This window comes from Rhodococcus sp. JVH1, from assembly GCF_000280725.2.
Classification (GTDB): domain Bacteria; phylum Actinomycetota; class Actinomycetes; order Mycobacteriales; family Mycobacteriaceae; genus Rhodococcus_F; species Rhodococcus_F jostii_A.
Window position 1 is genome coordinate 1,306,610 of the sequence record NZ_CP166289.1, and the last position, 25,189, is coordinate 1,331,798.

At 68.9% G+C, this 25,189-nt stretch carries 22 protein-coding genes; 11 read left to right on the forward strand and 11 right to left on the reverse strand.

Annotated features, from left to right (window positions below; genetic code table 11):
- Positions 1 to 48 precede the first annotated feature (48 nt).
- The 4 genes from JVH1_RS06140 (at position 49) to JVH1_RS06155 (ending at position 4,266) form a co-directional block, all read left to right on the forward strand.
- Positions 49 to 846, forward strand: a complete 798-nt coding sequence (locus tag JVH1_RS06140) for a carbon-nitrogen hydrolase family protein (protein ID WP_016883289.1) — start codon at positions 49 to 51, stop codon at positions 844 to 846.
- Between the two features lie 59 nt (positions 847 to 905).
- Positions 906 to 1,535, forward strand: a complete 630-nt coding sequence (locus JVH1_RS06145; RefSeq protein WP_009479273.1) for a phosphoribosyltransferase — start codon at positions 906 to 908, stop codon at positions 1,533 to 1,535.
- A gap of 99 nt (positions 1,536 to 1,634) precedes the next feature.
- Positions 1,635 to 2,339 (forward strand): hypothetical protein, encoded by a 705-nt coding sequence (locus JVH1_RS06150; RefSeq protein WP_009479272.1) that lies wholly within the window; start codon positions 1,635 to 1,637, stop codon positions 2,337 to 2,339.
- A gap of 139 nt (positions 2,340 to 2,478) precedes the next feature.
- The gene (locus JVH1_RS06155) at positions 2,479 to 4,266 is read left to right on the forward strand and encodes a long-chain fatty acid--CoA ligase (protein ID WP_009479271.1); all 1,788 of its coding nucleotides are present in this window, start codon (positions 2,479 to 2,481) and stop codon (positions 4,264 to 4,266) included.
- A 51-nt stretch (positions 4,267 to 4,317) separates the two neighbouring features.
- Here the strand turns inward: JVH1_RS06155 and JVH1_RS06160 are convergent, their stop codons facing one another.
- Complete coding sequence (locus tag JVH1_RS06160; protein ID WP_051033794.1) at positions 4,318 to 4,941, reverse strand: alpha/beta hydrolase; 624 nt, start codon at positions 4,939 to 4,941, stop codon at positions 4,318 to 4,320.
- A gap of 78 nt (positions 4,942 to 5,019) precedes the next feature.
- Between JVH1_RS06160 and JVH1_RS06165 the strand changes: the two genes are divergently transcribed.
- Positions 5,020 to 8,487 carry a bifunctional RecB family nuclease/DEAD/DEAH box helicase gene (locus JVH1_RS06165; protein WP_009479269.1) on the forward strand — a complete coding sequence of 1,156 codons (3,468 nt, stop codon included), beginning with the start codon at positions 5,020 to 5,022 and terminating at the stop codon, positions 8,485 to 8,487.
- Here the strand turns inward: JVH1_RS06165 and JVH1_RS06170 are convergent.
- On the reverse strand, positions 8,472 to 9,671 hold the full coding sequence (locus JVH1_RS06170) for an amino acid deaminase/aldolase (protein ID WP_083849881.1): 1,200 nt from the start codon (positions 9,669 to 9,671) through the stop codon (positions 8,472 to 8,474). The genes JVH1_RS06165 and JVH1_RS06170 overlap by 16 nt on opposite strands.
- A gap of 60 nt (positions 9,672 to 9,731) precedes the next feature.
- Positions 9,732 to 10,376, reverse strand: a complete 645-nt coding sequence (locus JVH1_RS06175; RefSeq protein WP_009479267.1) for a TetR/AcrR family transcriptional regulator — start codon at positions 10,374 to 10,376, stop codon at positions 9,732 to 9,734.
- 101 nt (positions 10,377 to 10,477) lie between these two features.
- Between JVH1_RS06175 and JVH1_RS06180 the strand changes: the two genes are divergently transcribed.
- Complete coding sequence (locus tag JVH1_RS06180) at positions 10,478 to 11,794, forward strand: D-arabinono-1,4-lactone oxidase (RefSeq protein WP_009479266.1); 1,317 nt, start codon at positions 10,478 to 10,480, stop codon at positions 11,792 to 11,794.
- 10 nt (positions 11,795 to 11,804) lie between these two features.
- The gene (locus JVH1_RS06185; protein WP_009479265.1) at positions 11,805 to 13,169 is read left to right on the forward strand and encodes an amidase family protein; all 1,365 of its coding nucleotides are present in this window, start codon (positions 11,805 to 11,807) and stop codon (positions 13,167 to 13,169) included.
- A gap of 12 nt (positions 13,170 to 13,181) precedes the next feature.
- Here the strand turns inward: JVH1_RS06185 and JVH1_RS06190 are convergent, their stop codons facing one another.
- The 3 genes from JVH1_RS06190 to JVH1_RS06200 form a co-directional block, all read right to left on the reverse strand.
- Complete coding sequence (locus tag JVH1_RS06190) at positions 13,182 to 14,147, reverse strand: adenosine deaminase (RefSeq protein ID WP_009479264.1); 966 nt, start codon at positions 14,145 to 14,147, stop codon at positions 13,182 to 13,184.
- Between the two features lie 26 nt (positions 14,148 to 14,173).
- Complete coding sequence (locus JVH1_RS06195) at positions 14,174 to 15,370, reverse strand: class I adenylate-forming enzyme family protein (RefSeq protein WP_009479263.1); 1,197 nt, start codon at positions 15,368 to 15,370, stop codon at positions 14,174 to 14,176.
- Between the two features lie 92 nt (positions 15,371 to 15,462).
- Positions 15,463 to 16,269 carry an enoyl-CoA hydratase/isomerase family protein gene (locus JVH1_RS06200; RefSeq protein WP_011598075.1) on the reverse strand — a complete coding sequence of 269 codons (807 nt, stop codon included), beginning with the start codon at positions 16,267 to 16,269 and terminating at the stop codon, positions 15,463 to 15,465.
- A gap of 40 nt (positions 16,270 to 16,309) precedes the next feature.
- On the opposite strand from JVH1_RS06200, the gene JVH1_RS06205 reads away from it, so the two are divergent.
- Positions 16,310 to 17,674 (forward strand): FAD-binding oxidoreductase, encoded by a 1,365-nt coding sequence (locus tag JVH1_RS06205; RefSeq protein ID WP_009479261.1) that lies wholly within the window; start codon positions 16,310 to 16,312, stop codon positions 17,672 to 17,674.
- Here JVH1_RS06205 and JVH1_RS06210 read toward each other — a convergent pair.
- Positions 17,628 to 19,139 carry an MFS transporter gene (locus tag JVH1_RS06210; RefSeq protein ID WP_009479260.1) on the reverse strand — a complete coding sequence of 504 codons (1,512 nt, stop codon included), beginning with the start codon at positions 19,137 to 19,139 and terminating at the stop codon, positions 17,628 to 17,630. The two genes, JVH1_RS06205 and JVH1_RS06210, sit on opposite strands and share 47 nt — an antisense overlap.
- A 2-nt stretch (positions 19,140 to 19,141) precedes the next feature.
- The gene (locus JVH1_RS06215) at positions 19,142 to 19,756 is read right to left on the reverse strand and encodes a PadR family transcriptional regulator (RefSeq protein ID WP_009479259.1); all 615 of its coding nucleotides are present in this window, start codon (positions 19,754 to 19,756) and stop codon (positions 19,142 to 19,144) included.
- 79 nt (positions 19,757 to 19,835) lie between these two features.
- Here JVH1_RS06215 and JVH1_RS06220 point away from each other — a divergent pair, with 79 nt between their 5' ends.
- Both JVH1_RS06220 and JVH1_RS06225 read left to right on the forward strand, forming a co-directional pair.
- Positions 19,836 to 20,558, forward strand: a complete 723-nt coding sequence (locus JVH1_RS06220) for a GNAT family N-acetyltransferase (RefSeq protein ID WP_009479258.1) — start codon at positions 19,836 to 19,838, stop codon at positions 20,556 to 20,558.
- A 30-nt stretch (positions 20,559 to 20,588) separates the two neighbouring features.
- Positions 20,589 to 21,626: a glutathione S-transferase family protein gene (locus tag JVH1_RS06225; protein ID WP_009479257.1), complete on the forward strand. Its 1,038-nt coding sequence runs from the start codon at positions 20,589 to 20,591 to the stop codon at positions 21,624 to 21,626.
- Positions 21,627 to 21,636: 10 nt separating this feature from the next.
- Here JVH1_RS06225 and JVH1_RS06230 read toward each other — a convergent pair whose 3' ends face one another.
- The gene (locus tag JVH1_RS06230) at positions 21,637 to 22,032 is read right to left on the reverse strand and encodes a VOC family protein (protein WP_009479256.1); all 396 of its coding nucleotides are present in this window, start codon (positions 22,030 to 22,032) and stop codon (positions 21,637 to 21,639) included.
- A 4-nt stretch (positions 22,033 to 22,036) separates the two neighbouring features.
- Positions 22,037 to 22,891 carry a helix-turn-helix domain-containing protein gene (locus JVH1_RS06235; RefSeq protein WP_009479255.1) on the reverse strand — a complete coding sequence of 285 codons (855 nt, stop codon included), beginning with the start codon at positions 22,889 to 22,891 and terminating at the stop codon, positions 22,037 to 22,039.
- Between the two features lie 98 nt (positions 22,892 to 22,989).
- On the opposite strand from JVH1_RS06235, the gene JVH1_RS06240 reads away from it, so the two are divergent.
- Positions 22,990 to 23,676: a hypothetical protein gene (locus JVH1_RS06240; protein ID WP_043781998.1), complete on the forward strand. Its 687-nt coding sequence runs from the start codon at positions 22,990 to 22,992 to the stop codon at positions 23,674 to 23,676.
- A gap of 17 nt (positions 23,677 to 23,693) precedes the next feature.
- Here JVH1_RS06240 and JVH1_RS06245 read toward each other — a convergent pair whose 3' ends face one another.
- Positions 23,694 to 25,076 carry a glutamate decarboxylase gene (locus JVH1_RS06245; RefSeq protein ID WP_009479253.1) on the reverse strand — a complete coding sequence of 461 codons (1,383 nt, stop codon included), beginning with the start codon at positions 25,074 to 25,076 and terminating at the stop codon, positions 23,694 to 23,696.
- Positions 25,077 to 25,189 lie beyond the last annotated feature (113 nt).

Genomic DNA, 25,189 nt, shown 5'->3' on the forward strand with positions numbered 1-25,189 from the left:
CCGGGACGGGAGACACCTGCCGCGGGGTCGTCGCCTAGCGTGGACGGCATGGTCGATGTCGCTGTCATTCAGTTCGCTCCCGGTCAGGACAAGCAGGAGAACCTGCGCACCCTCCGCACGCTCGCCGCCGAGGCCGCGGGCCGCGGCGCGAAGGTGGTGGTGGCGCCCGAGTACGCGATGTTCACGGCGCCGCGGACGGACGAGCGGATCGTCGAGTCGGCCGAGGGCCTGGACGGCGAGTTCGTCAGCGGGCTGGCCGCGACCGCGAAGGAACTCGACGTCCACCTGGTGGCAGGGGTCAACGAACATTTGCCCGGAGACGATCACATCTCCAACACCCTCGTCGCCCTCGGACCGGGCGGCGACATCGTCGCCACCTACCGCAAACTCCACCTGTACGACGCCTTCGGCTACAAGGAATCCGACGTCATCCGCGCCGGGGAGATCGACGCCCCGCAGACCTTCGCCGTCGACGGCCTCACGTTCGGCATGCAGACCTGCTACGACCTCCGGTTCCCCGAGGTCACCCGCCGCATCGTCGACGCGGGCGCCGACGTGCTGCTGCTGCCCGCGCAGTGGGTGCCCGGACCGTTGAAGGAGGACCACTGGTCCACGCTCGTGCGGGCGCGCGCCATCGAGAACACCGTGTATGTGGCCGCCGCCGACCAGAGCGCGCGCACCGGGGCCGGGAACAGCATGATCGTCGATCCGATGGGCGTGACCCTCGCGTCGCTCGGCGAGCGGGTGGGCACCGCGGTCGCGGCGGTCAGCGCGGAGCGGATCACCGAGGTGCGGGAGAAGAACCCCGCCCTCGCCCTGCGCCGATTCACCGTCAGCGAGATCTGAACGGCGCGATCGGGAGTAGCGTCGGAGACGAACAGTTCTCCCCGATCACGGAGCGTTCGATGTTGTACACCAGTCGCGCCGACGCCGGTCGCAGACTGGCCGCCGCACTGGAGCACCTGCGCGGCACCGATCTGGTGGTGCTCGGTCTGCCGCGCGGCGGCGTCCCCGTCGCGTTCGAAGTCGCTGCCGCCCTGTCGGCCCCTCTCGACGTCGTGCTCGTCCGCAAACTGGGTGTCCCGTGGCAGCCGGAACTCGCCATGGGTGCCATCGGCGAGGGCGAATCCCGGGTGATCAACGACGACGTCCTCCGCATCGCCCGGATCAGCAAGACCGCACTCGCCATGGTCGAGGCGAAGGAGCGCCGCGAACTCGAACGGCGGGCTCGGGTGCTCCGCGGCGGGAAGCCGCGAGCGTCACTCAAGGGCCGCACAGCTGTCCTCGTCGACGACGGCATGGCCACGGGCGCGACCGCGGCGGTGGCCTGCCAGTCGGTGAAGAAACTGGGCGCGGCACGCGTGATCGTCGCGGTCCCGGTGGCGGCGCCCGAGGCCGTCGGCCGTCTGCGTGTGACCGCCGACGAGGTGGTCTGCCCATACGTCCCGGCCGATCTCGGCGGCGTCGGCAACGCGTACGACGATTTCCATCAACTCTCGGACACCGAGGTCACAGACCTGCTGGCCCACCACTGACGGTGGTTCTCGAGGAATCTTCAGCTCCAGTGCAACGTTCCCGGAGGCCCTGTCGATACACCGGACAGAGCACAGAACAGACTGCCTTTGGAGGATCTCGTGACCGTCTCTGCCGATACCGTCGAAACCGTCGTCACCGCTTGCCGCGACCGATTGGGCGACCCGTCCGGCTGGGTCACCTCCGATGCCTACCGGCACAGCCTGGCCCTCTGCATCATCGAATCGGTGCAGTCGAGCGCCGGGCACAGCGAGGTCGCCGTCGTCGACCGCTATCTGGCGTACCGGCGGGCGCACCCCGATCAGCCGCTCACCGACGGCGCCCGCGACCTTCTCCGCACGTTCGAGGAGGCGGGCAGCTCGGATCAGTGGGCGGGCAAGGTCGGCTCGTACAAACGGCGGTACTCCGCGACCGGTGTGCCGATCGAGGCGCGTCACATCCAGCTGGCGGCGGAGCGGCTACACCAGCTCCGGATCAACAGCATCGACGACCTTCTCGAGGCCGCCCGGGACGAAGCCGCCCTGGAGCAGATCCACGACGCGTGGATCGAGGTGTGCGGGGAGAGCAGCGACGTCACGTGGGCGCACTTCCTGATGCTCGCCGGGATCCCCGGGGTCCGGCCGAATCGGGTGGCGGACGTGTTCATCAGCGGCGCGCTCGGAATTTCGGAAGCCACCGACGACGGCCCAGCCGAGGAGATCCTCGAGGCGACGGCGACCGAACTCGGTGTCGATCCGGATCAGTTGAACTATGCGATCCGGCGCTGGCTGTCGGCGAACTCGCGGCGTCTCGAAGAGGCTGCCTGAGTTATCAGTTTACGCCGAGTTACACTTATCTCCGCTGGTCAGAACAGAAATACACATAACGGACATCGACCCTGGTGCGAAACTGGGACAAATGTGATCGAATGCACATCCGTCATGTCGTTTCAGTGGAGGGGTCATAGTGCGTGAATTCTCGGTACCGCAGTCGTTCTCAATTCCGGAGGACGCCTCCATGGCGGACACGGTCTTCCGTCATGCCGAGGAAGACCCGAAGTTCGTTCCGTTCAAGCGCCCCGGCAACGGTGGGTGGGTAGACGTCACCGCCGCCGAGTTCGCGGAGCAGGTCTCCGCCGTCGCGAAGGGCCTCATCGCTTCCGGCGTCGAGCTCGGCGACCGCGTCGCGATCCTGTCGGCGACCCGGTACGAGTGGGTCGTCATCGACTACGCGATCTGGACGGCAGGCGGGTGCACCGTCGCCATCTACGAAACGTCCGCACCCGATCAGGCGAAGTGGATCCTCGAAGACTCCGGCACATCGCTGCTGGTCGTCGAGAACGCCAAGCAGGCCGACGCGCTGAAGGTCGTCACCGACGCCGCGCCGGACCTGAAGGAGGTCCTGCAGATCGAAGGCGGGGCGATCGACGAACTGTCGAAGCGTGGCGAAGGCGTCACCGACGAGCAGCTGCACGAGCGTCGTCACCAGGTGCGCGCGTCCTCGCCCGCGACTCTCATCTACACGTCGGGCACCACGGGCCGTCCCAAGGGCGTGCAGTTGACCCACTCCAACTTCTACGCGGAGTCCGCGGCCGTGAAGCTGGCGCTCAGCGACGCGATGTACGCCGGCAGGCGCACCCTGATGTTCCTGCCCCTCGCGCACGTCTTCGCCCGCGCCATCTCCTTCGGCGCGTTCGACGCCAAGGTCACGGTCGCGCACACCGCCGACCTCACCACGCTGCTCGACCAATTCGCCGCGTTCAAGCCGCACTTCATCCTGTCGGTGCCGCGCGTGTTCGAGAAGGTCTACAACTCCGCCAAGCAGAAGGCATACGACGGCGGCAAGGGCAGCATCTTCGAGAAGGCGTCCGCCACCGCCATCGCGTACAGCGAGGCGCAGGACAACGGCGGCGCCGGGCTCGGTCTCAAGCTCAAGCACGCCCTGTTCGACAAGCTCGTCTACTCGAAGCTGCGCACCGCACTCGGCGGCGAGTGCGACCGCGCCGTCTCCGGTGGCGCCGCGCTCGGTGCACGCCTCGGTCACTTCTTCCGCGGCATCGGCGTCCCGGTGTACGAGGGTTACGGTCTCACCGAGACGAGCGCCGCCATCTCCGTGAACACCACCCGTGCGCAGAAGGTCGGCACCGTCGGCAAGCCGATCGACGGTCACGCCGCGAAGATCGGCGAGGACGGCGAACTGCTCCTGAAGGGTCCCGTCGTGTTCGGCGGGTACTGGCACAACGAGCAGGCCACCGCGGATTCGATCCGGGACGGCTGGTTCCACACCGGCGACCTCGGCTCGATCGACGAAGAGGGCTACATCTCGATCACCGGTCGCAAGAAGGAAATCATCGTCACCGCGGGCGGCAAGAACGTCGCGCCCGCGGTCCTCGAAGACGCACTCCGCGCGCACCCGCTGATCAGCCAGTGCCTCGTCGTCGGCGACGGCAAGCCGTTCATCGGCGCGCTCATCACCCTCGACTCCGAAACCCTCCCGGGCTGGAAGGAACGCCACGGGCTGGCCGCCGACACCCCGGTGTCCGAACTGGTGAAGAACCCCGACCTGGTCGCCGAGATCGACGAGGCCGTGGCCGAGGGCAACAAGAAGGTGTCCAACCCGGAGCGGATCAAGAAGTACCGCATCCTCGAGGTCGACTTCACGCAGGAGACCGGTGAGCTCACGCCCACGCTGAAGCTGAAGCGGAACGTCATCCACAAGGAGCACGGCGCGGCCATCGAGGCCATCTACGCGTAGGCGGCTCCGCCGCCCGTGAGTGTTCGAGGAGTGCAGAGACTCCTCGGGCACTCACGGGTGCGCAGCGCCGAGGACGAAGTCGCGGACCACCGCGGTCACGGATGTGTGGACCTTCTCGTGAAGCAGGTCGTGTCCGGCGTCGTCGAACTCCCGGAACTCGAGGCGTCCGATCCCCGCCGCCCAGTCCCGGACGGGGTCGATCGGTGCGATGCGGTCGTCGACGCCGTGAACCGCGAGCAGCGGAATCCCGAGTGACCCGAGCGCGTCCGCCGTCTGCTGCACGGCGGCGGTCTTCGGTGTCCCGCACAGAATCGCGCCCCGGAAACCGGAGTCACCGGACGCGAGAAGTTCCATCGAGACCGCGGCACCGAGCGAATGACCCATGAGCACAAGCGGAACATCCGGCGCGTGCCTGCCGGCGAGGCCGGTGAGAAGCGCGGCGTCCTCCGCCAGGTCCGCCACCGATCCCGGATGGTCGCCTTCGGACAATCCGTGACCGGCCTGGTCGATTCCCCACACCCCGATTCCGGCAGGCGTCAGTCCGCGCGCGAACCGGTGGTAGTGACCCGTGTGCTGCCCCATGCCGTGGAGAAACACCAACTGGGCGACGGGTCCTCCCACCGCGCTCCAGTGCCGGTAGTGGACTCGTCCGGAGTGGCCGTCGAAGAAAGGCATGGCTGCCATTCTGGGCCTGTCGCACCCCGATGGCACAATCGGCCGGGTGAACTCACCGGCAGAACTGGGGACGTAGCTGTGTTCCTCCTCGACGACACCATCGTCTACAGCGCCAGCGACCTCTCCGCGGCCGCCACCTGCGAGTTCGCGTTGTTGCGCCGGTTGGACGCCACACTCGGGCTCGCCGGCGCCGGTTCCGCCGCCCCGTCCGTCGACGACGATCCGATGCTGCGACGGACGTCCAGCCTCGGCGATGCGCACGAACATCGCCGGCTCGAGCAGTTCCGCGCCGAGTACGGCGACGGGGTGGTCACGATGGACCGTCCCGAATACACCGCGGTGGGCCTGTTCGACGCGAACCTGGCCACCGTGGAGGCGATCCGCGGGGGCGCCGACGTCGTGTACCAGGGGACGTTCTTCGACGGCCGCTTCCTGGGTTTCTGCGATTTCCTCGTCCGCGACGGCGACACGTATGCCGTGTACGACACCAAACTGTCACGGCACGCGAAGGTGTCGGCCCTGCTGCAGCTCGCCGCGTACGCGGAAGCGCTGGCCGACAACGGGATCCCGACGTCCCCGGACGTCCACCTGCTGCTCGGCGACGACAGCGACTCGGCGCACTCGCTCGGCGACATCGTTCCCGTGTACTCCGCGCGACGGTCCTCGCTCGAACGAATTCTCGACGAGCACCGCGACGAGCAGTCGCTCGCGGAGTGGGGCGACCCCCGGTACACGGCGTGCGGCCGGTGCGACACGTGCACCCCGGAGGTGGAGCAGCACCGCGACCTCCTGCTGGTGGCCGGAATGCGCACGACGCAGCGGAGCCGGCTGATCGCGGCCGGGATCGGCACCCTCGATGCCCTCGCCGCGCATGCGGGCAGCGTCGAGGGCCTCCCCGAGCGCACCCTGGAATCGCTTCGCGCGCAGGCGGCCCTGCAGTTGCGGCAGGAGTCCTCGGGCACCCCCGAGTTCCAGGTGTACGCCCCGCAGGCTCTGGGCGGGCTGCCCGAACCGGACGACGGCGACATCTTCTTCGACTTCGAAGGAGACCCGCTCTGGGCCGAGAACGGATCCACGGACTGGGGTCTCGAATACCTCTTCGGCGTAGTCGAGGGTCCCGCCGACGCCGCCGTGTTCCGGCCGTTCTGGGCACACGACCGCGCCGAGGAGCGGCAGGCACTCGTCGACTTCCTCGACTACGTCACCGCGCGTCGTCAGCAGTACCCGAACATGCACATCTACCACTACGCCGCGTACGAGAAATCGGCGCTGCTGCGACTGGCGGGACGGCACGGCGTCGGCGAGGAGACCGTCGACACCCTGCTGCGCGACAACGTCCTCGTCGATTTGTATCCGGTGGTGCGCGGGTGCCTGCGCATCGGCGAACGGTCCTACAGCATCAAGAAACTCGAACCGCTGTACATGCCGGAGCAGCCGCGCGACGGCGACGTCACCAACGCCGCCGCGTCGGTGGTCGCGTACGCCGACTACTGCGATCACCGCGACAACGGCCGCGAGGACGAGGCACGCGCGCTGCTGCAGGGCATCGCCGACTACAACGAGTACGACTGCGATTCCACGCTGCGGCTGCGCGACTGGTTGATCGGGCAGGCGGAGACGCACGGCGTGGCTCTCCGGCCGCCCGGCGACGGGCCCACCCCGGTGACCGAGGACTGCACCCCCGCGGAGGCGGCGTTGCGCGAGTTCGCCGGGCACGGACCGAGCGAGCACCGCGAGCACGATCAGCAGGCGGCCGCACTCATGGCGGCGGCGGTCGGCTACCACCGCCGCGAGCGGAAACCGTTCTGGTGGGCGCACTTCGACCGGCTGGTCGTGCCGCACGACGAACTGTCCGACATCCGGGACGTTCTGGTGGTGTCGTCCGCGGTCGTCGAGGAGAACTGGCACAAGAGCAGCCCGCGGCAACGCAAGCTGCGCCGGCGCCTGCAGCTCACCGGCCGTTTCGGGACCGGGAGCACGGTGGGGCCCAAGACCACGATGTACGCGCTCTACGACACTCCCGCACCCGAGGCGGTCGCGGGAGACAATCCGCAGCAGCGGGGAACGTGCACGGTCAACGTGCTCGACGTCGGGAAGGACGGCCGGCGCCGCGACGTCGTGATCGTCGAGGAACTCCTGAACGGCGAGGAGTACGGGCAACTTCCGACGGCGATCACCCCCGGTCCCCCGATCACGACCGACCGCATCGAATCGTCCATCGCGGTGGCCGCGGACGACATGTGCGCACCGCTGCCGGAGCTCCCGTTGTGCGCGTCGGTGGACATTCTGCGGCGGTCCGACCCGCGCACCCGGAGCGGGAACCCGCTCCCGCCCGTCGACGGCACGGACTACGCGGGCGCGATCACCGCGGCACTACTCGACCTCGAAGACTCGTACGTCGCAGTGCAGGGACCTCCCGGCACCGGCAAGACGTACACCGGGGCCCGGGTGATCAAGGCGCTCGTCGAGCAGCACCACTGGCGGATCGGCGTGGTCGCGCAGTCGCATTCGGTGATCGAGAACATGCTCGGCGGCGTCGTGAAGGCCGGGCTCCCCGCCGAACTCGTCGCGAAGAAGGACGGGCGGCATCGCGCCGCGACGTGGACCGACATCAGCTCCAACGACTACCCGGGTTTCATCGACCAGGCCGAGGAGACGGGTTGCGTGATCGGCGGGACCGCCTGGGATTTCGCGAACACCGACCGCGTTCCGCCCGGCAGCCTCGATCTGCTGGTCATCGACGAGGCCGGGCAGTTCGCTCTCGCCAACACCATCGCGGTGGGCGGGGCGGCCCGCAACCTCCTGCTTCTCGGCGACCCCCAGCAACTTCCGCAGGTCAGCCAGGGCACCCACCCGGAACCGGTGGACGCGTCGGCCCTCGGGTGGCTCGCCGAGGGGCACGGGGCGCTGCCCGCGAGCCGGGGTTATTTCCTCGAGCGCACGTGGCGGATGCACCCGGAACTGTGCGCACCCGTGTCGACGCTGTCCTACGACGGCAAGCTGCGTTCGCAGGAATCGGCCAGTGCCGCACGGCGACTCGACGGCATGGGGCCGGGTGTGCACACCGTCTTCGTCGACCACCAGGGCAATGCCACCCAATCCCCGGAGGAATCGCGGGAGGTGGTCAACCGGATCACGAAGCTGCTCGGTTCCGGCTGGACCGACCCCAGCGAGTTCGAGGGCACCCGCCCACTCGACGAGTCCGACATCCTGGTGGTGGCGCCGTACAACGCGCAGGTCGGGTTGATCGAACGCAATCTGGCCGCGGTCGGTCTCGACAAGGTCGAGGTGGGCACGGTCGACAAGTTCCAGGGCCGGGAGGCGGCCGTCGCCATCGTGTCGATGACTGCGTCGGCGATCGAGGACGTGCCGCGCGGCATGTCGTTCCTGCTGTCGCGGAACCGGATGAACGTGGCGGTGTCCCGCGGCAAGTGGGCGGCGATCATCGTCCGGTCGGAATCGTTGACGCAGTACATGCCGAGCACCCCGGAAGGTCTGACCGAGCTGGGTGCCTTCATGCGGCTCACCGGTCAGCCGAAGCACTGACCTTCGCCGCGGTAGGTGGGCACCACGGTGCGGGAGCCGTCCGACTCGACGAGGTGCACCTCGGTGAACCGCTCGCACAGCTCGCCGGCCTTCGCGTGCCGGAACCACACCCGGTCGCCGATGCCGAGATCTGCGGCAGCCTTTCCGGTCACCGGGGTCTGGACCTCGCCTGCGCCCTCGTTGCGCAGTAGCTTCAGCCGCGGCGGCCACACCGGCTTGGGCACCCGACTGCCCCCGGCGGGACCGGAGGCGATGTAGCCGCCGCCGAACAGCGTCGCGATGCCGGGAGTCGGCCGCCGGACCGCCGAGAGGGCGAAGTACAGCGACGGGTGCGGACGGAACGCGCGGTACCTGTCGAAGAGCGTCGGGACGTACAGGCCGGAACCGGCCGTCACCTCCGTCACGACCGGGTCCGCGGAGCTCACCTCGAGGGAGCCGGTGCCCCCGCTGTTGACGATCTCGAGCACCCCGACCTCCGACTGCACGGCGTTCACCACGGCATCGCGACGGGTCGCGAGTTCGTTCGCGGACGCCCGCTTCATCCAGCCGATCGGTGGACTGGAATCGGGCAGACCCGCGATCTGTGCCTCGTAGAACATGACGCCGACGACGGCGAACCCCCGCCCCGCGGCCCGCTTCGCGAAGGCGGCGACGGTGGACGGTTCGCGGAGCGGGGAACGGCGGACCCCGATGTGGAGGGGACCGAGCCGCAGCGAGGCGTCCACGTCGATGCACAGCCGGGCCCGGAGGGAGGTGGTGCCGGCCGCGGCGAGAACGAAGTCGAGGTGGTCGTCGCTGTCGACCATCAACGTGATCCGGTTCAGCAGTTCGGGGTCGGCCGCGAGTTCGGCGAGGGCCCCGCGGTCGACCGTCGGGTAGCCCATGAGGATGTCGTCCGCGCCGCGGCGGGCGAGCCAGATCGCCTCGCGCAATGAATACGCCATGATCCCGCGGAACCCGCCGGCCCCGGTGAGCTTCTCCCCCAGTGCGACCTGGAGTACCGCGCGGCAGCGAACGGACTTGCTGGCGACGCGGACGGGGGTGCCGCCCGCGCGCAGCACCAAGTCGGCGGCGTTCGCGCGCAGGGTGGTCAGGTCGAGCGCGGCCAGCGGCGGGTCGACCTCGGCGGTCGAGGCGATGAGACGGTCGAGCGTGGGCGTCACAGTTCGTCCAACCTTTTCCATTGGTCTGCGACGCCAGTCAACCACCGAGTTGGACGATTGTCCAGATCGAATCGGACCCGCTCAGGCCCGCTCGACCGCCTTCGACGCGATCACGTGCACCATGTCGTCCAGCGCCGCGATCATCGCCTCGCTGTCGCGGTCCACCAGCCACCGCAGCACGAGCCCGTCCAGGATCGCCAGCCCGAACCGCGCGATCGCCTCGACCGGGGTGGCCCAGCCGACTTCCGCGATGCGGGCACACTCGACGAGGAACTCGATCGCCTCCTCATCCATGGTCCGGTACTGCTGACCGGCGATATCGCCGGCCCGCTCGCTCCCGGACGCGCGGTGCCGCAGCGCCTGCGCGGTGATCTCGTATGTCAGCAACTGACGGTCCGGGGTGGCCTCGATGATCGGCCACATTCCGCTGATCCCGATGTGGAGGAGTTCGCGCAGACCGTCGATCCCGCGCAGGTCCGGCGCGTGCCGCACCTGACCGAACGCCAGTCGCATCGACGCGCTGAGCTGAAGAACCAGGCTCTCGCCCATCGCCGCGAGGAGCTCCTCCTTGCTCTCGAAGCAGTAGTGCACCACACCGAGCGAGACGCCCGCCTCCTCCGCCACGGCACGCACCGTGACCGACGCGACGCCGCGCTGCTCCGCGATGGCCAGCGCCGACTCGACGAGTTGGGCACGACGTTCATCCGCAGGAAGCCTGTTCAGCATCCTCTGATCGTAGAACCTGCGGGGGCCTCGCCCGCGACCAACACGGACGCCCGACCAACCCGCCATTTGCCTGGACGAGCGTCCAGGTTCATGATGGGCGAATGGCACAGGACACATGGCGCAACTGGGCGGGCACCGAGACGGCGAACCCGCTGCGCTTCGCGACTCCGCGCTCGGTGGAGGAACTCAGCGCGCTCGTCTCCGGTGCCGCGGAGCACGGACAGCGAGTCAAGGCCGTCGGGTCGGGTCACTCCTTCACCGGGGTCGCCGTCACCGACGGGATCCTCGTCAGCCTCGACGCCCTCACCGGGATCGAATCCGTCACCCTCGACGAACCGGCGGGGGCCCTCGTCACCGTCCTCGCCGGCACGCGGCTGCACGACCTGAGCGAGCAACTCTGGCACCGTGGCCTGGCGATGATCAACCTGGGTGATATCGACGTGCAGTCCATCGCGGGTGCGCTGTCCACCGGAACCCACGGCACCGGCGCGCGTTTCGGAGGTCTCGCCACTCAGGTCCGCGCCCTGCAGGTGGTGCTGGCGGACGGCTCGGTGGCCGACTGCTCCCCCACCGAGAACCCCGAACTGTTCGAGGCGGCACGCCTCGGGCTCGGCGCCGTGGGCATCATCTCGAAGGTCACGATCCAGTGCGTGCCGAACTACGTGATGCACGCCGTCGAGAAGCCCGAGTCGTTAAACGCCATCCTCGACCGGCTCGACCACGACCGCACCACGATCGACCACTTCGAGTTCTACTGGTTTCCCCACACCCGCCGCGTCCTGACGAAACGCAACACCCGGCTACCCGGCGACACCCCGGTTTCTCCCCTACACCCGGTCCGCGCCTACGTCGACGACGAACTGCTCGCGAATGTCCTGTTCGAGGGCATCAACAGGGTCGCGGGCCTTGCCCCGACGACGATCCCGAAGATCAACCGGCTGTCGTCGCGCATGCTGAGCGCGCGCGAATTCACCGACCGCAGCTACCGCGTCTTCGCGTCGGAACGCCGGGTCAAGTTCCGGGAGATGGAATACGCGGTTCCCACCGAGGCCCTCCCCGACACTCTCGCGGCGATCGATGCGTGGGTGGAGAAGTCCGGTTTCACGGTCGCGTTCCCCGTCGAGGTCCGGTTCGCCGCGGGCGACGACGTCTGGCTGTCGACGGCGAACGGCCGGGACACGGCGTACATCGCCGTTCACCAGTACCATCGCCGAGATCACGAGCCGTACTTCGCCGCGGTCGAGGCCATCGCCCGGGAAGTGGACGGGCGACCGCACTGGGGCAAGATGCACGGCCGCACCGCCGACGACTTGCGGCCCGCGTATCCGAACTTCGACGAGTTCCTCGCCGTGCGCGACAAGTACGACCCCGGGCGAATGTTCGGCAACGCGTACCTCCAGCAGGTCCTGGGTCGCTAACGTGAGCTAGGTGGCCCCCAGTCGATCTTTCGACCGTCGCGACTTCCTTCGCGTCGCGGGTGCGTCCGGGGCAGCGGCGATCGGCGCCGTGATGCTCGGCGCGTGCGGGGAACGCCTGCACGACCCGCAGGTTCCGCCGCTTCCCGACGGCTTGTCCGTTCCGGACGGCGGCGCGGTGTCCGAGTTCGCACCGGTCGACAAGGCGACGTGGCGCGTGCAGGGCGATCCGCTGGTCGCGCCGACCGGCGACGGGCCCCTCGCCGGCATGCGACTCGCGGTCACCGACCTGTACGCCGTTGCGGGACAGCAGATCGGTGCGGGCAGCGGACGGCGGCTCGCCGAGGCTCCAGTCGAGACGGGTACCGCCGCAGTGGTGGCGCGCCTCCTCGGTCAGGGCGCCCGCGTCGTCGGCCTGGCGCAGACCGACGACCTCGGTTACGGGCATTCCGGCATCAACCAGCAATTCGGCACGCCGCCCAACCCCCGCGCCGAGGACCGCCTGCCCGGTGGTGCGACGTCGGGCGCCGCGAGTGCGGTCGCGCAGGGTTCGGCCGACATCGGATTGGGTATCGACACCACCGGTTCCATCCGCATCCCCGCCTCGTATCAGGGCCTGTACGGCTTCGCACCGTCCCGGGGCGCCGTCTCCACCGACGGGCTGTTTCCGCTGTCCCCCACGTTCGACACCCCGGCGTGGGTCTGCGGCGACCTCGACACCCTCGTCGCGGTCTCCGGCGCGCTTCTCCCGCTCACGGCGGAGACCCCGTTCCGCAGCGCGCTCACCTCGGACGGCATCAACGCCGTCGCCGAGGCGGGGGCGCTCGGCGCGGTGCGGCGCGCCCTCACCGCGTGGGAGAAGAGTTCCCTCCCCCGGCTGACGTGGACCGACACGGACATCGGCCGGCTTCCCGACTGGTACGACGCCGTCGTCGCCGTGCAGGGCTACGAGGCGTGGCGGCTGCACGGCGACTGGGTGAGCGGGGCGATGACGTCGCTCGGCGACGAACCCGACCGCAATTTCGCCGACGCGAGCCGCATCTGGGAATCCACGTACGGCCGGAAGCTGATCAAGCTCGGCGAGGCGTCGCAGACGATCACCGCGTACGTGGGCGACAGCCTGCTCCTGCTGCCGGCGACCTCCTCCACGCCCCCCGAGCGGACGAGCTACCCCAGCGGTGACCGGTTCCGGAACACGATGCGCGCCACCGGCATGCTCACGTGCCTCGCGACCATCTCCGGACTGCCCAACGCGACCGTGCCGTTGCGCACCGACGACGGAGTTCCCGTCGGCCTCTGCCTGGTCGGCCCGCACGGCCGCGACCGGGACGTCCTGGCCGTCGTCGCCGGTCTGGGCGGCTCGGGGCTGATCGACTGACGGCGGGGACCGTCAGCCGCGGAGCAGTTGCGCCTTGCGCGCGTCGCTCGCGAACGACGCTTTGATCGAGTTGCGCGCCAGGGTTTCCCGCTCGGCATCGGTGAGGTCGAGCTGATCCCGCAGCTGGGCGAAGTTGTCGTCGACGTACCCGCCGAAGTACGCGGGGTCGTCGGAGTTCACGGTGACGAGCAGACCCGCCTCCAGCATGGTCCGCAACGGGTGCTCGGACAGCGAGTCGACGACGCACAGTCGCACGTTCGACAGCGGGCACACGGTCAGCGGCACTTCCTCGTCCACCAGACGCGCCACGAGCGCCGGGTCCTCGAGCGCCCGCACCCCGTGGTCGATGCGCTCGGCGCCGAGGAGGTCGAGCGCCTGCCAGATGTACTCCGGCGGGCCTTCCTCGCCTGCGTGGGCGACCACGTGCAGCCCCTCCGACCGGGCGCGGGCGAAGACGTCCTCGAACAGCGACGGCGGGTTGCCCACCTCGGCCGAGTCCAGCCCGAGCCCGACGATCGGCGTCTGCAACCGGATGATCTCCGAGAACACTTCCTCCGCCTCGTGCACGGAACGGTCCCGCAGGATCGCGGCGATCGCGGCGCTGCTGAGGCCGAACTCCCGCTCACTGGTGCCCACCGCATCCATGATTCCGTCGAGCACCTCGTGCAGCGGCACACCACGATTGACGTGGGCCTGCGGGTTGAAGAAGAACTCCACGTGCGCGACGCCGCCCGCCGACGCCCGCGCGAAATAGGCGCGGGTGAGGTCCGCGAAGTCCTGCGCCGTCCGCAGCACTTGCATGTTGGCGAAGTACAGGTCGAGGAACGACTGCAGATCGGTGAACTCGTACCGCGACCGGAGATCGTCGAGGTCCGCGTAGGGCAGCTGCACGGAATTCCGTTCGGCCAGCGCGAAGATCAGCTCGGGTTCGAGGGACCCCTCGATGTGCATGTGCAGCTCGGCGACGGGAGAGCTCACGGGTGGATACCTGCCTTTCGCACCACCTAGGCAGCGGTGTCGCGGTCGACGATACGGACGAAGCCGTCGCCGTCGATATTCGCGGTGTCGCCGGTGTGAAACCAGCCACCCGTGAAGGTCTGCGCGGTGACCTCGGGCCGGTTCCAGTAGCCGCGGCTGACTCCCGGACCGCGGCACAGCAATTCGCCGACACCGCGGCCGGCGTCCGGTCCGAGGAGGGCCACCTCCATCCCGCCGAACGCGACACCCACACTGCCCGCGTGTGTCAGAGCGCACTCGTCGGGCAGCGCCAGCCCGGCCCCACACGTCTCGGTCATTCCCCACCCGAGGAAGTGCCTGGCCGCGGGGAACGTCCGGCGGAGCAGTTGCGACTGCTCCAGGGACAGACCGGAGCCGCTGTAGTCGATCCAGCGCACCGCGCGCCGGCCGAAACTCGTCACCCGCGAGTTCTCCACGGCCCGCAGGAGGACGGCGGGCGCCGCGGTGAGCACGTCGGCGCCGGTGCCGCGCCACGACGCGGCGTCGGTACTCCCGGTCAACAGGACCGTTCCGCCCACCACCAGCGTCGAGAGCAGTTCGACGAGCGATCCGACGGTGTGCAGTTCGGGTTCGACGAGGAGATTCCGCAGCCCCTCGGAGCTGAACCCGCGCGCGTGGAGCACGGATTCGATGGTCGAGAGGACGTTCTCGTTGCTCAGCTCCACACCCTTCGGCGAGTCCGACGGGCCGGGCGTGTACGACAGCAGCACCAGCTCGTCGGGGCTCGCGCCGTCGTCGATGAACGAGATACCCTCCGGCAGTTCGCCGTCGAGGATCAGCACCGACTCGCTGTCGGCGAGCACCTCACCGGTCTGCGCGTCGTCGAGTGCCGGGCTCACCCCGACCGGCACGCCGCCGGCGAGCAACACGCCGAGGAACGCCTCCACCCAGCGAACCCCCACGGGCTGCCGGACGGCGACGCGGTCGCCGATCTCGACCCCCTTCGACTTCAGCCCGCCGGCCACCCGCGCCGCGGACGTCCACAGTTGCGAGAACGTGAGCGACCGGCCACCGTCCTCCTCGACGGCGATCCGGCCCGCGTAGCGGTGCACGGAGATGTCGAGCAACTCGGTGAGCGACGGGTTGAGCCCGCCGTATCGGAGCAGGCCGTCGCGGCCACGGACCACCCGGTCGTCGTGGAAGAAGGGACCACTACTCGGGTACTCGACGAGGGACGACGGCATCTGTACCTCCGCTGACGACACTGCTACGCGACCGGGACGTTGCCACGACTATATGACGCCCGTCACAGTTGCGGGGAGCGGATCGCCGACGCCTACCGTCCGCGGTACGTCGCCTTGCCCGGTCCGACGTCGAGGAAGCTGCGCACCGCACCCTGAAGGTCGTCGGTCTCGAACAGCGCACCCGACACGTCGGGCGTGATCGAGTCGGCGTGCGCGACTCCACCCGACCGCCACGCGGAGATGATCTGCTTCGTGGCGTCGTGTGCGCGCGTCGGCCCGTCCGCCAGGCGTGCGACGAGGGCGCGGGCCTCGGTGTCGACGTCCTCGTGGACGGCGTTGACCACACCCCAGTCGCGCAGTGTCGCGGCGTCGTACAGGTCGCCGGTCATCACCAGTTCCCGGGCGCGGCCGGACCCTGCCCGCTCGGCCAGCCGCTGCGGACCGCCCATCGACGGAGTCAGCCCCACCACCGTCTCGACCAGTCCGAACTTCGCCTTCGGTGCGGCGAGGATGATGTCGCAGGCGAGCGCGATCTCGAAGGCCGCAGTCAGCGTCAATCCGTGCGCCGAGTACACGACGGGGCACGGCAGCGCCTCGAGCGGATGGCAGATCTCGGCGAACAACTCCTGCCACAGGTCCGCGCCCTGTTCCGCGGTGAGCCCCTCGAACACGTGGACGTCCACCCCCGCGGAGACCACCTTGCCCTCGGCACGCAGCAGCACCGCGCGCGGCGGATTCTCGGCGAGCGCCGCGACGTCGGCCTGCACGGCGTCGAACATCGCCTGATCGAAGAGGTTCAGTGCGCCGTGGGCGAACGTCAGGATCGCGATCTCGGCGCCGGCGTCGGTACGGACACGCTCGAGTCGGGTGGGATGCGCGGCGGCGGCAGGCTCAGTCATGCCGCCAGACTGCCACACGCGTTCCGCCTACGATCGGGGTGTGGACTCGCTGCGCGCGGCGCTGGCCGACGCCGTCGGAGAACGGTTCGTGACCGTGGACGCGGACGTGCTCGCCGCCCGCGCCACCGACCACACGGGACGCTACAGCGGGCGCGCGAGCGCACTCGTCCGGCCCGCGGATGCCGCGGAAGTCTCGGCCGTGCTGGGCATCTGCCGCCGGGCCGGGGTGAAGGTCACCGTGCAGGGTGGCCGCACCGGCCTCGAAGCGGGCACGGTTCCCGAGCACGATGACGTGCTGCTGTCGACGGAACGGCTGACCGCGGTCGGCGCCGTCGACCGCGAGAACCTGCGCGTCACCGTCGGCGCCGGGGTCACCCTCTCGACACTCCGGCACGCCGCGTCCGACGCCGGACTGCTGTTCGGCGTCGACATCGCGTCCCGCGATACCGCGACGATCGGCGGCATGGTGTCGACGAATGCCGGTGGGCTGCACACCGTGCGGTACGGCCACATGTCCGCACAGGTGCTGGGCCTGGAGGTCGTGCTCCCCGACGGGGCGATCGTGCGGCGCAGCATGCGGGTGGGCGCCGAGAACTGCGGATACGACCTGCCCGCGCTGTGGGTCGGCAGCGAGGGCACTCTCGGTGTGGTCACGACCGTCGATCTCGCACTCCACCCCGTCCCGGAGTTCCGTGTGACCGCCCTCGCCGGCTTCGCGCAACTACCCGGCTTGATCGACGCCGCTCACGTCGTGCGGCGGCTCGACGGGGTGGACGCCGTGGAAATGCTCGACGGACGCGGGCTCGAATTGGCCTCCTCGCGGCTGAGTTTCGCCGTTCCCACGGGTCTGCCGTGGTATCTCCTCGTCGAACTGGCCGGCCGGCGCGACCTCACCGACGACCTGGCCGCGGCGCTGGAGCAGTGCGATCCCGACGACGAACCCGCCGTCGGGATAGATTCCGCAGGCCGCGCCCGGGTGTGGTCGGCGCGGGAAGCGTTCGCGGAAGTGGTCGGACTGTTCGGACCCCCGCTGAAGTTCGACGCCGCCCTCCCACTGGACACCCTCGCCGCATTCGTCGCCGACGCGGTCGCAATGGTGACGAGCCGGGCACCCGACGCGATCCCGGTGCTCTTCGGGCACGTCGCCGACGGCAACGTCCACCTCAACGTGCTGCGCTGCCCCGACGAGTCCGTGCTGTACCGGCCGGTCACGGAACTGATCCGCGATCACGGCGGCAACATCGCCTCCGAGCACGGCGTCGGCGCACACAAGCGCAACTACCTGGACCTCGCCCTCAGCCGCGAGGACATCACCGCGATGTGGACGATCAAGCAGGCGTTCGATCCCGCGGACTACCTCAACCCTGCAGTGATGTTTCCCGACTGGCTGCGTCGCCCGCACTGACTCCGGGCTTCTTCTCGCGCAACGGTCGCGCGAAGCACACCGAGGCGAGGAAACCGATCAGCAGGACGGCCGCGGGCAGCCAGATCGACTGCGACATCGCCGTGGCGAACGGTTCCTTCACGAATTCCGGCATCTCCCCCACACCGGCCTCCTGGCTATCGGCGTTCAGCCCCTGAGCGGACAGGCGGGCCGTGATGAGTGCGCCGATCGCGGCGCTGCCGAGGACGGCGCCGACCTGGCGGGTGGTGTTGTAGACGCCTGCTCCGGCGCCCGCCTGATGGGGTGGAAGGTTGTGCGTGGCCGTGGCGGCGAGCGGCGACCAGATACACGCGTTGGCGAGGCCGATCAGTCCGATGGGCAGCAGCAGTTCCCAGATCGCCACGTCGGGTGACATGACCATGGACAGCCAGGCGAGCGCTATCGAGAACAGCAGGAATCCGGCGCCCGCGATGTACCGCGGATGGGTGCGGTCCACGAGCTTGCCGATGAACGGGGCGAACACGCCGGTGAGGACGGCCATGGGCACGAGCAGCAGGGCCGACCGTGTGGGCGACAGACCCCGCACCGCCTGCGTGTAGAACATCAGCGGCAGGACCATCGCGGTGATCGCGAAGCCCATCGAGGTGATCGCCACGTTGGCGAGCGAGAAGTTGCGGTCCTTGAACAGGCCCAGCGGCAGGAGCGGCTCGTTCTTGTTCCAGGACTGGTACCAGACGAAGACGCCGAGAAGGACGAGGCCGGCGCCGATCGACGCCAGCACGGTCGCCGACCAGTCGTAGGAGCTGCCTTCCTGGATTCCGAACACGAGGAAGAACATGCCGAGCGCGCTGAGGACGACACCGGGGATGTCGAACTTGTGCTCGTGGGTCTCGAGCGAAGGCACCAACCGCCAGGCCAGCACGAACGCGACCACACCGACGGGGACGTTGACGATGAAGATCCACTCCCAGCCGAGGTTGTCCACGAGCACGCCGCCCGCGAGCGGTCCCACCAGGGTGGCGACACCGGCGACAGCGCCCCACAGACCCATCGCGGTGCCGCGACGGTCCGGCGGGAACGTGCGGGTGATGACGGCCATCGTCTGCGGCGTCATCAGTGCGGCGCCCAGTCCCTGGAAGACCCGGGCGACGATGAGCATCGTGATGGTGCCGGACAGGCCGCACCACAGTGACGCACCGGTGAACAGGACGAGCCCGATCAGGTAGATGTTCTTGGGACCGAACCGATCACCGAGTCGACCGGTGACCAACAACGGCACCGCATACGCCAGCAGATACGCGCTGGTGACCCAGACGACCTTGTTGATGTCGGTGTGCAGGTCGTTCATGATCGCCGGGTTGGCCACCGCGACGATGGTGCTGTCGACGAGGATCATGAAGAAGCCGATGACGAGGGCCCACAGGGCCGGCCACGGATTTCGATGCTCGGGTGGCGACGTGGGTGGTGCGGTGCGCTCGGTGTCCATCATCAATCCTTTGCTGAACCGGATGGGATCCGGCGTGAGTGTGTCAGTCGTTCGAGAAGTTCCGGCGAAAGCCACGGGAGGGCTCCGGAGTCGATGTCGGCCACCAGGGCGCTGAGCCATTCGTGCTCCGCGCGGGCGACGGTGACGAGAAATTCGTTGCCGAGGAGGAAGATCCTGGGGGTCTCGGTGGAACAGGCGAGCGCGGCGGCGGTCTCGAGTTCGTCGATCTCGCGGGTGAGGTGATCGAGCCGTTCCCGGAGCAGTTCCACCACGGTGGGGGCGGCGACGTTGTGCGCCTCCGCCAGTGCCAGAGGGAACTGCGGGTACTCGTGCACCGGGGTGGCGAGCATGTCGCTGACCCGGTGGACGAGCGCTTCCCGGCCCGCCTCGGTGACCTCGTACATGGTGCGTTCGGGCCGATTTCCCGCCCGGTCGGTGCCGGTGGTGCGCACCAGCCCTTCACCTTCGAGCCTGCTCACGGTGTGATACAGCGAACCCGGCCGGATCTTCACGACGCGTCCACGCCGGGTGGCGGCGAGTTGGTACATCTCGTACGGATGCATCGTGCGCTCACACAGCAGACCGAGGATGGTGACACCGAGCGGCGTGAGTGCCACAGTCACCGCCTCCACTACTCCAAGTCAAATACTCCACGTGGAATATACCGTCCGGGCGGATAGGGAACAAGCGGTTACCGTGGGTCCCGTGGACCCCCATCACCTCGACATCATTCGACTCGCCTGGTCACGCGAACTGGGACTGCCCGACGACGCTCTGTCCACCCGGCCGGGCGCCGACGACCGCGCCGTCCGGGTGGACGACGACACGGACACGATCCGCTTCCTGCGCCTGGGCGAGACGTCCGCGCTCGTCGGACCGCGGTGGGCGATCGAGCGTGCCGACGGGCACACGTCGGAGGAGCTGACCGAATCCGCGACCCTGCTCGCCCTCACCCAGGATCGGTCCGGACGGTGCGCCGGTCCCGTGGCGCTCGCGTTCGGCACCGACTACCAGGATCCGGCGACCGGGCGGCCACCGCTCGTCTCCCACGAACACGACCACGTCCGGCAGGTCGAGGAGGCATGTCCCCCGGACGACGTCACCGAGGCCCGCCTGGGTGACCGCAACCGATGGTTCACGATTCTCGACGACGCGCAGCAACCGGTCAGTTCCGCCGGGTATGCCGAGTTCCAGGGGTTCCTCGCCGATGTCGGTGTGCTGACGGTGCCGGAGTTCCGGCGCCGGGGACTGGGCGCCACGGTCGCCGGGATCGCCACCGACGACGCGCTCGACAGCGGCCTGATCGCCCAATGCCGTTCACCCCGCGACAATCTGGCCTCGCGCGCGCTCGCCGCCCGCGCCGGGTACCGGGAACTGGGAACGTATGCCGCGGTCACGATCTCCCGAAGTACGCTCTGAGAGACATCGACAGACGGGGACGAGTCGACCATGACAGAACGAACGGCAGAACCGCACAGCACAGAAGGCGCCTACGTCGAATCCGGCGCCGAGTTCACGCGCGACACCCACTACATCCCCACCCGCATCACGGCCGACGGCCGCGACGGCTTTCCGGTCGAACCGGGCCGCTACCGCCTCGTCGCCGCTCGGGCGTGCCCGTGGGCCAACCGCGCGATCATCGTCCGGCGACTACTCGGACTCGAGGACGTGTTGTCGATGGGACTGTGCGGCCCCACCCACGACAAGCGCAGCTGGACTTTCGATCTGGATCCGGACGGGCTCGACCCCGTGCTGAAGATCCCGCGCCTGCAGGACGCGTACTTCGCGCGTTTCCCGGACTACCCCCGCGGCATCACCGTGCCCGCGATCGTCGACGTCCCCACCGGGCAGGTGGTCACCAACGACTACCCGCAGATCACCCTGGATCTGTCCTCGGAATGGAAGCGGTACCACCGCGAGGGCGCGCCCGACCTCTACCCCGAGCCGCTGCGCGACGAGATCGACGAGGTCGCCGATCTCGTGTTCCGCGACGTCAACAACGGGGTGTACCGGTGCGGATTCGCCGGATCCCAGGAGGCGTACGAATCCGCGTACGACCGCCTGTTCGCCCGCCTCGACTGGCTCGAAGACCGTCTGACCGACCACAGGTTCCTCGTCGGCGACACGATCACCGAGGCCGACGTGCGCCTGTTCACCACCCTGGCCCGGTTCGACGCGGTCTATCACGGCCACTTCAAGTGCAATCGGAACAAACTCGACGAGATGCCGGTGCTGTGGAGTTATGCCCGCGATCTCTTCCAGACACCCGGGTTCGGCGACACCATCGACTTCACCCAGATCAAGCAGCACTACTACATCGTGCACACCGACATCAATCCCACCCGGATCGTGCCGAAGGGGCCAGACCTGTCCGGCTGGCTCGAGCCACACGGGCGTGAACAACTCGGCGGCAGGCCGTTCGGGGACGGCACGCCGCCACCTCCGCCGAAGCCCGGCGAGGAGGTCCCGGCCGGGCACGGGGCGTGATCGGGCGGGATCACCCGCCGGTGTAGGTGCCGAAACTCCAGAACACGCCCTCGGGGTCGCGGCAGGTGAAGCCGCGCGATCCGTAGTCCTCGTCCCGCAGTCCGCGAACGATCGTGGCGCCGGCGGCCACGGCGCGCTCGTGGAGCGCGTCGGGGTCGTCGACGACGAGGTACACCGAGCCCGTCCCCGGCGGCAGGTCGCTGATGACCGAGTCCTCACTGGGCGAACCGAGCATGATCCCGCCGCCCTTGGGCCAGCCGAGTTCGGCGTGATCGACCCGGTCGCCCTCGCCGTACACCGCGTTCTCGGCGAACCCGAAGGCGTCGACGAGGAAGCGGATCGCGGACCGCGCGTCGCGGTAGACGAGGGTGGGCCACACATATGTGGTGTGCGTCGAAATAGTCATGTCATCACTCTGCGCCGTCGTCGTGGTAGGGGTCTTGGACGAATGAGAACGGGTCGATCTCACGCCACCGCGACGGTGCGACGCCCGCGAGGTCGCGCCAGTCCCGCGCCATGTGGGCCTGGTCGTAATACCCGCACACCGCGGACACGTCGGCGAGTGTCGCCCCGGCGGCACCCTTGAGCATCCGGTGGGAGCGGTGGAAACGGGACAACCGCACCACGTCCTTGGGTGTCACGCCGTATTCGGCGACGAACTTGTTCACGAGATGCCTTCTGCTCCAGCCGACGTCGTGCGCGACGTCACCGACCCGGGCGCCGTCGCCGGCGACGAGCAGCTGCCAGGCGCGGGTGAGGTGCGGGTCGATCTCCGCCGGCGCCGCGCGGCGGGTCAGGACCTCGTCGAGGATCGCGAACCGCTCGTCCCAGCCGGGTTCGAGCGACAGCCGTTCGGTCAGTTCCCCCGCGTCGGGACCGAGCAGGTCCTCGAGGCCGACGACCCAGGCGCCGAGGGCGGCCGTGGGGACCCCCAGCAGAGCGCGGGCACCGAGAGGACTGAGGGCCAGCTGGACGCCGTGCTGGTTGCCGTCGTGCCGGATCGTCACCGGGGCCGTGGCGATGCCGCTGGCCAGAGTGTCGAAACGACCGGGCGCCTGCTCGGGTGTCGCCTGGGCGGCGATGTCGAGGGGCTCGTCGATTGTCACGATCACCGTGAGGCAGGGCGACGGCAGACCGAGGTGGATGCCGGGCTCGAAACCGGCCAGCCGATAACCGTCGTATCCCGTGACCAGAGCGCGCAACGGTTCCGCCGGGCGCCGGAAGGCCCCGGACGACACCGCGGTATCGCTGTCGGCGACGCTCACGAAACCAGCCTAGGCAACGGTGCCGACACCGGCCACAGCGTCAACTCACCTACAGTCGGTGCCAGCACACTCGAAGCACAGGCGAGACGGGAGCCCCGATGGCTGGCAATGGTGGACCGGTGGAGAAGGTACTGGTCTCGGTCCTCGACAACGGGAGCCGTCTCCAGGCTCCCGCGGTGGCGAAGTACGTCGAATGGGTCCGGCGCTCGCACCCCGGTGAGTCGCCCGCGCAGATCGTCGAGCGGATGGAGAAGATGTTCCTGCTGGCCGTGACGGGCAGCGGCAGCGCAGTCGGTGCCACCGCCGCGATTCCCGGGGTCGGCACCATCGCGTCCATCGCGGCGGTGGGTGCCGAATCGGCGTTCTTCCTGGAAGCGGCGGCGCTGCTCACACTCGCGGTCGCGTCGGTGCACGGCATCTCCGCCGCCGACCACCAGCAGCGGCGCGCACTCGTCCTGTCGGTGGCGCTCGGCGAATCGGGCATGGAAATCGTCCAGAAGGCGACGGGCGTGACGGCGAAGAACTGGGCGAGCGCCATCACCAGCCGCATACCCGGCCCCACCATGAAGGGGATGAACAGCAGGCTGGTGCGCAAGTTCATCACCAAGTACGCCGCGCGCCGCAGCGCGCTGGTCCTCGGCAAACTCGTGCCCGCAGGCATCGGCGCGGCCATCGGCGGCGCGGGCAACCGGGCCATCGGCAAGGGCGTCGTCAAGAACGCGCGTGAAGCGTTCGGGCCCGCCCCGGCCCGCTGGCCGGACGAACTCCGCGCGATCGAAGCGTGAGCCGGTAGGCGAAGCAGCTAGTGGGCGAAGTGCTGTTCCGTCGAACGCCCGCCGCCCTTCTCGCGGAGTTCGGCGCACACTTCCTCGATCGCCTCGGCGACGAGGGATCCGAGATCGGCGCTGAAGCCCTCACGCACGACGATGCGCAGGACCGCCACGTCCTCCGCGTCGGCGGGCATCGTGTAGGCGGGCACCTGCCACCCCCGCGCCCGCAACTCGTGTGACACGTCGAAGACCGTGAACCCGGGGTCGCCGACGAGTTCGAACGCCACCACCGGAATGTCGGTGCCGTCCGTGATCAGGGTGAAGCCTTCGATCTCGGCGATGCGTTTGCCCACGCGAACTGCGGTGTCGCGCAACGTCTGCATGATCGACCGGTAGCCGGCCCGGCCCAGTCGCAGGAAGTTGTAGTACTGCCCCACCACCTGATTGCCGGGCCGCGAGAAGTTCAGGGTGAACGTCGGCATGTCGCCGCCCAGGTAGTTGACCCGGAACACCAGCCCCTCGGGAAGGTGTTCCTTGTCGCGCCACACCACGAACCCGATCCCCGGATACGTCAGCCCGTATTTGTGGCCGCTGACGTTGATCGAGGCCACGCGCGGAACCCGGAAGTCCCACAACAACTCCGGTTGCAGGAAGGGGACGACGAAGCCACCGCTGGCCGCGTCCACGTGGATCGGGACGTCGGGGCCGCCGGACGCGGCAAGTTCGTCGAGAGCGTCCGCGATCGCGGCCACCGGCTCGAGTTCCCCCGTATAGGTCGTGCCCACGATCACGACCGCTCCGATCGTGTTCTCGTCGACCGCGTCCCGAACCTGCTCCGGCGTGACGACGTAGCGGCCCTTCTCCATCGGCAGGTACTTCGGTTCGACGTCGAAGTACCGGCAGAACTTCTCCCACACCACCTGGACGTTGCTGCCGAGCACCAGATTCGGTCGCGCAGTGTCCTTCCCGGCCGCCTCCCGCTTCGCCCGCCACAACCACTTGAGCGCGAGACCACCGAGCATGACCGCCTCGCTCGAACCGATCGTCGAGACGCCGGTGGCGCTGGCCGGGTCGGTGGTCGACAGGTCGGGAGCGTGGAACAGATCGGCCACCATCGACACGCACCGGGATTCGATCGCCGCGGTCGCCGGGTACTCGTCCTTGTCGATCATGTTCTTGTCGAACGTCTCGGCCATCAGCTTGTCGGCCTCGGGATCCATCCACGTGGTGACGAACGTGGCCAGGTTCAGCCGCGAACTGCCGTCGAGCATCAACTCGTCGTGGATGAACCGGTACGCGGCCTCGGGATCGGTTTCCTCGTCCGGCAGCCGCAGCGCCGGAAACGGATCGATCGAGAGGCGCCCCGTGTAGGCGGGAGAAATGACGTCGCGATGGTGATGGTGGTGCTTGCTCATGTGCGTCCCCAATCGATTGGTGTCAGCATGCGCCGTCGCAGACGCCCTGTACGACAGTTGGTGAATCTCGGCACGGCAGCCCAGTAGGGTCGAAACAGTTCCATTCGATTGTG

Coding starts and splice junctions, on each gene's coding strand:
- JVH1_RS06140 (WP_016883289.1), top strand. CDS start 49: ATGGTCGATGTCGCTGTCATTCAGTTCGCTCCCGGTCAGGACAAGCAG.
- JVH1_RS06145 (WP_009479273.1), top strand. CDS start 906: ATGTTGTACACCAGTCGCGCCGACGCCGGTCGCAGACTGGCCGCCGCA.
- JVH1_RS06160 (WP_051033794.1), bottom strand. CDS start 4,941: ATGCCTTTCTTCGACGGCCACTCCGGACGAGTCCACTACCGGCACTGG.
- JVH1_RS06170 (WP_083849881.1), bottom strand. CDS start 9,671: ATGGAAAAGGTTGGACGAACTGTGACGCCCACGCTCGACCGTCTCATC.
- JVH1_RS06175 (WP_009479267.1), bottom strand. CDS start 10,376: ATGCTGAACAGGCTTCCTGCGGATGAACGTCGTGCCCAACTCGTCGAG.
- JVH1_RS06180 (WP_009479266.1), top strand. CDS start 10,478: ATGGCACAGGACACATGGCGCAACTGGGCGGGCACCGAGACGGCGAAC.
- JVH1_RS06195 (WP_009479263.1), bottom strand. CDS start 15,370: ATGCCGTCGTCCCTCGTCGAGTACCCGAGTAGTGGTCCCTTCTTCCAC.
- JVH1_RS06200 (WP_011598075.1), bottom strand. CDS start 16,269: ATGACTGAGCCTGCCGCCGCCGCGCATCCCACCCGACTCGAGCGTGTC.
- JVH1_RS06210 (WP_009479260.1), bottom strand. CDS start 19,139: ATGGACACCGAGCGCACCGCACCACCCACGTCGCCACCCGAGCATCGA.
- JVH1_RS06225 (WP_009479257.1), top strand. CDS start 20,589: ATGACAGAACGAACGGCAGAACCGCACAGCACAGAAGGCGCCTACGTC.
- JVH1_RS06230 (WP_009479256.1), bottom strand. CDS start 22,032: ATGACTATTTCGACGCACACCACATATGTGTGGCCCACCCTCGTCTAC.
- JVH1_RS06240 (WP_043781998.1), top strand. CDS start 22,990: ATGGCTGGCAATGGTGGACCGGTGGAGAAGGTACTGGTCTCGGTCCTC.
- JVH1_RS06245 (WP_009479253.1), bottom strand. CDS start 25,076: ATGAGCAAGCACCACCATCACCATCGCGACGTCATTTCTCCCGCCTAC.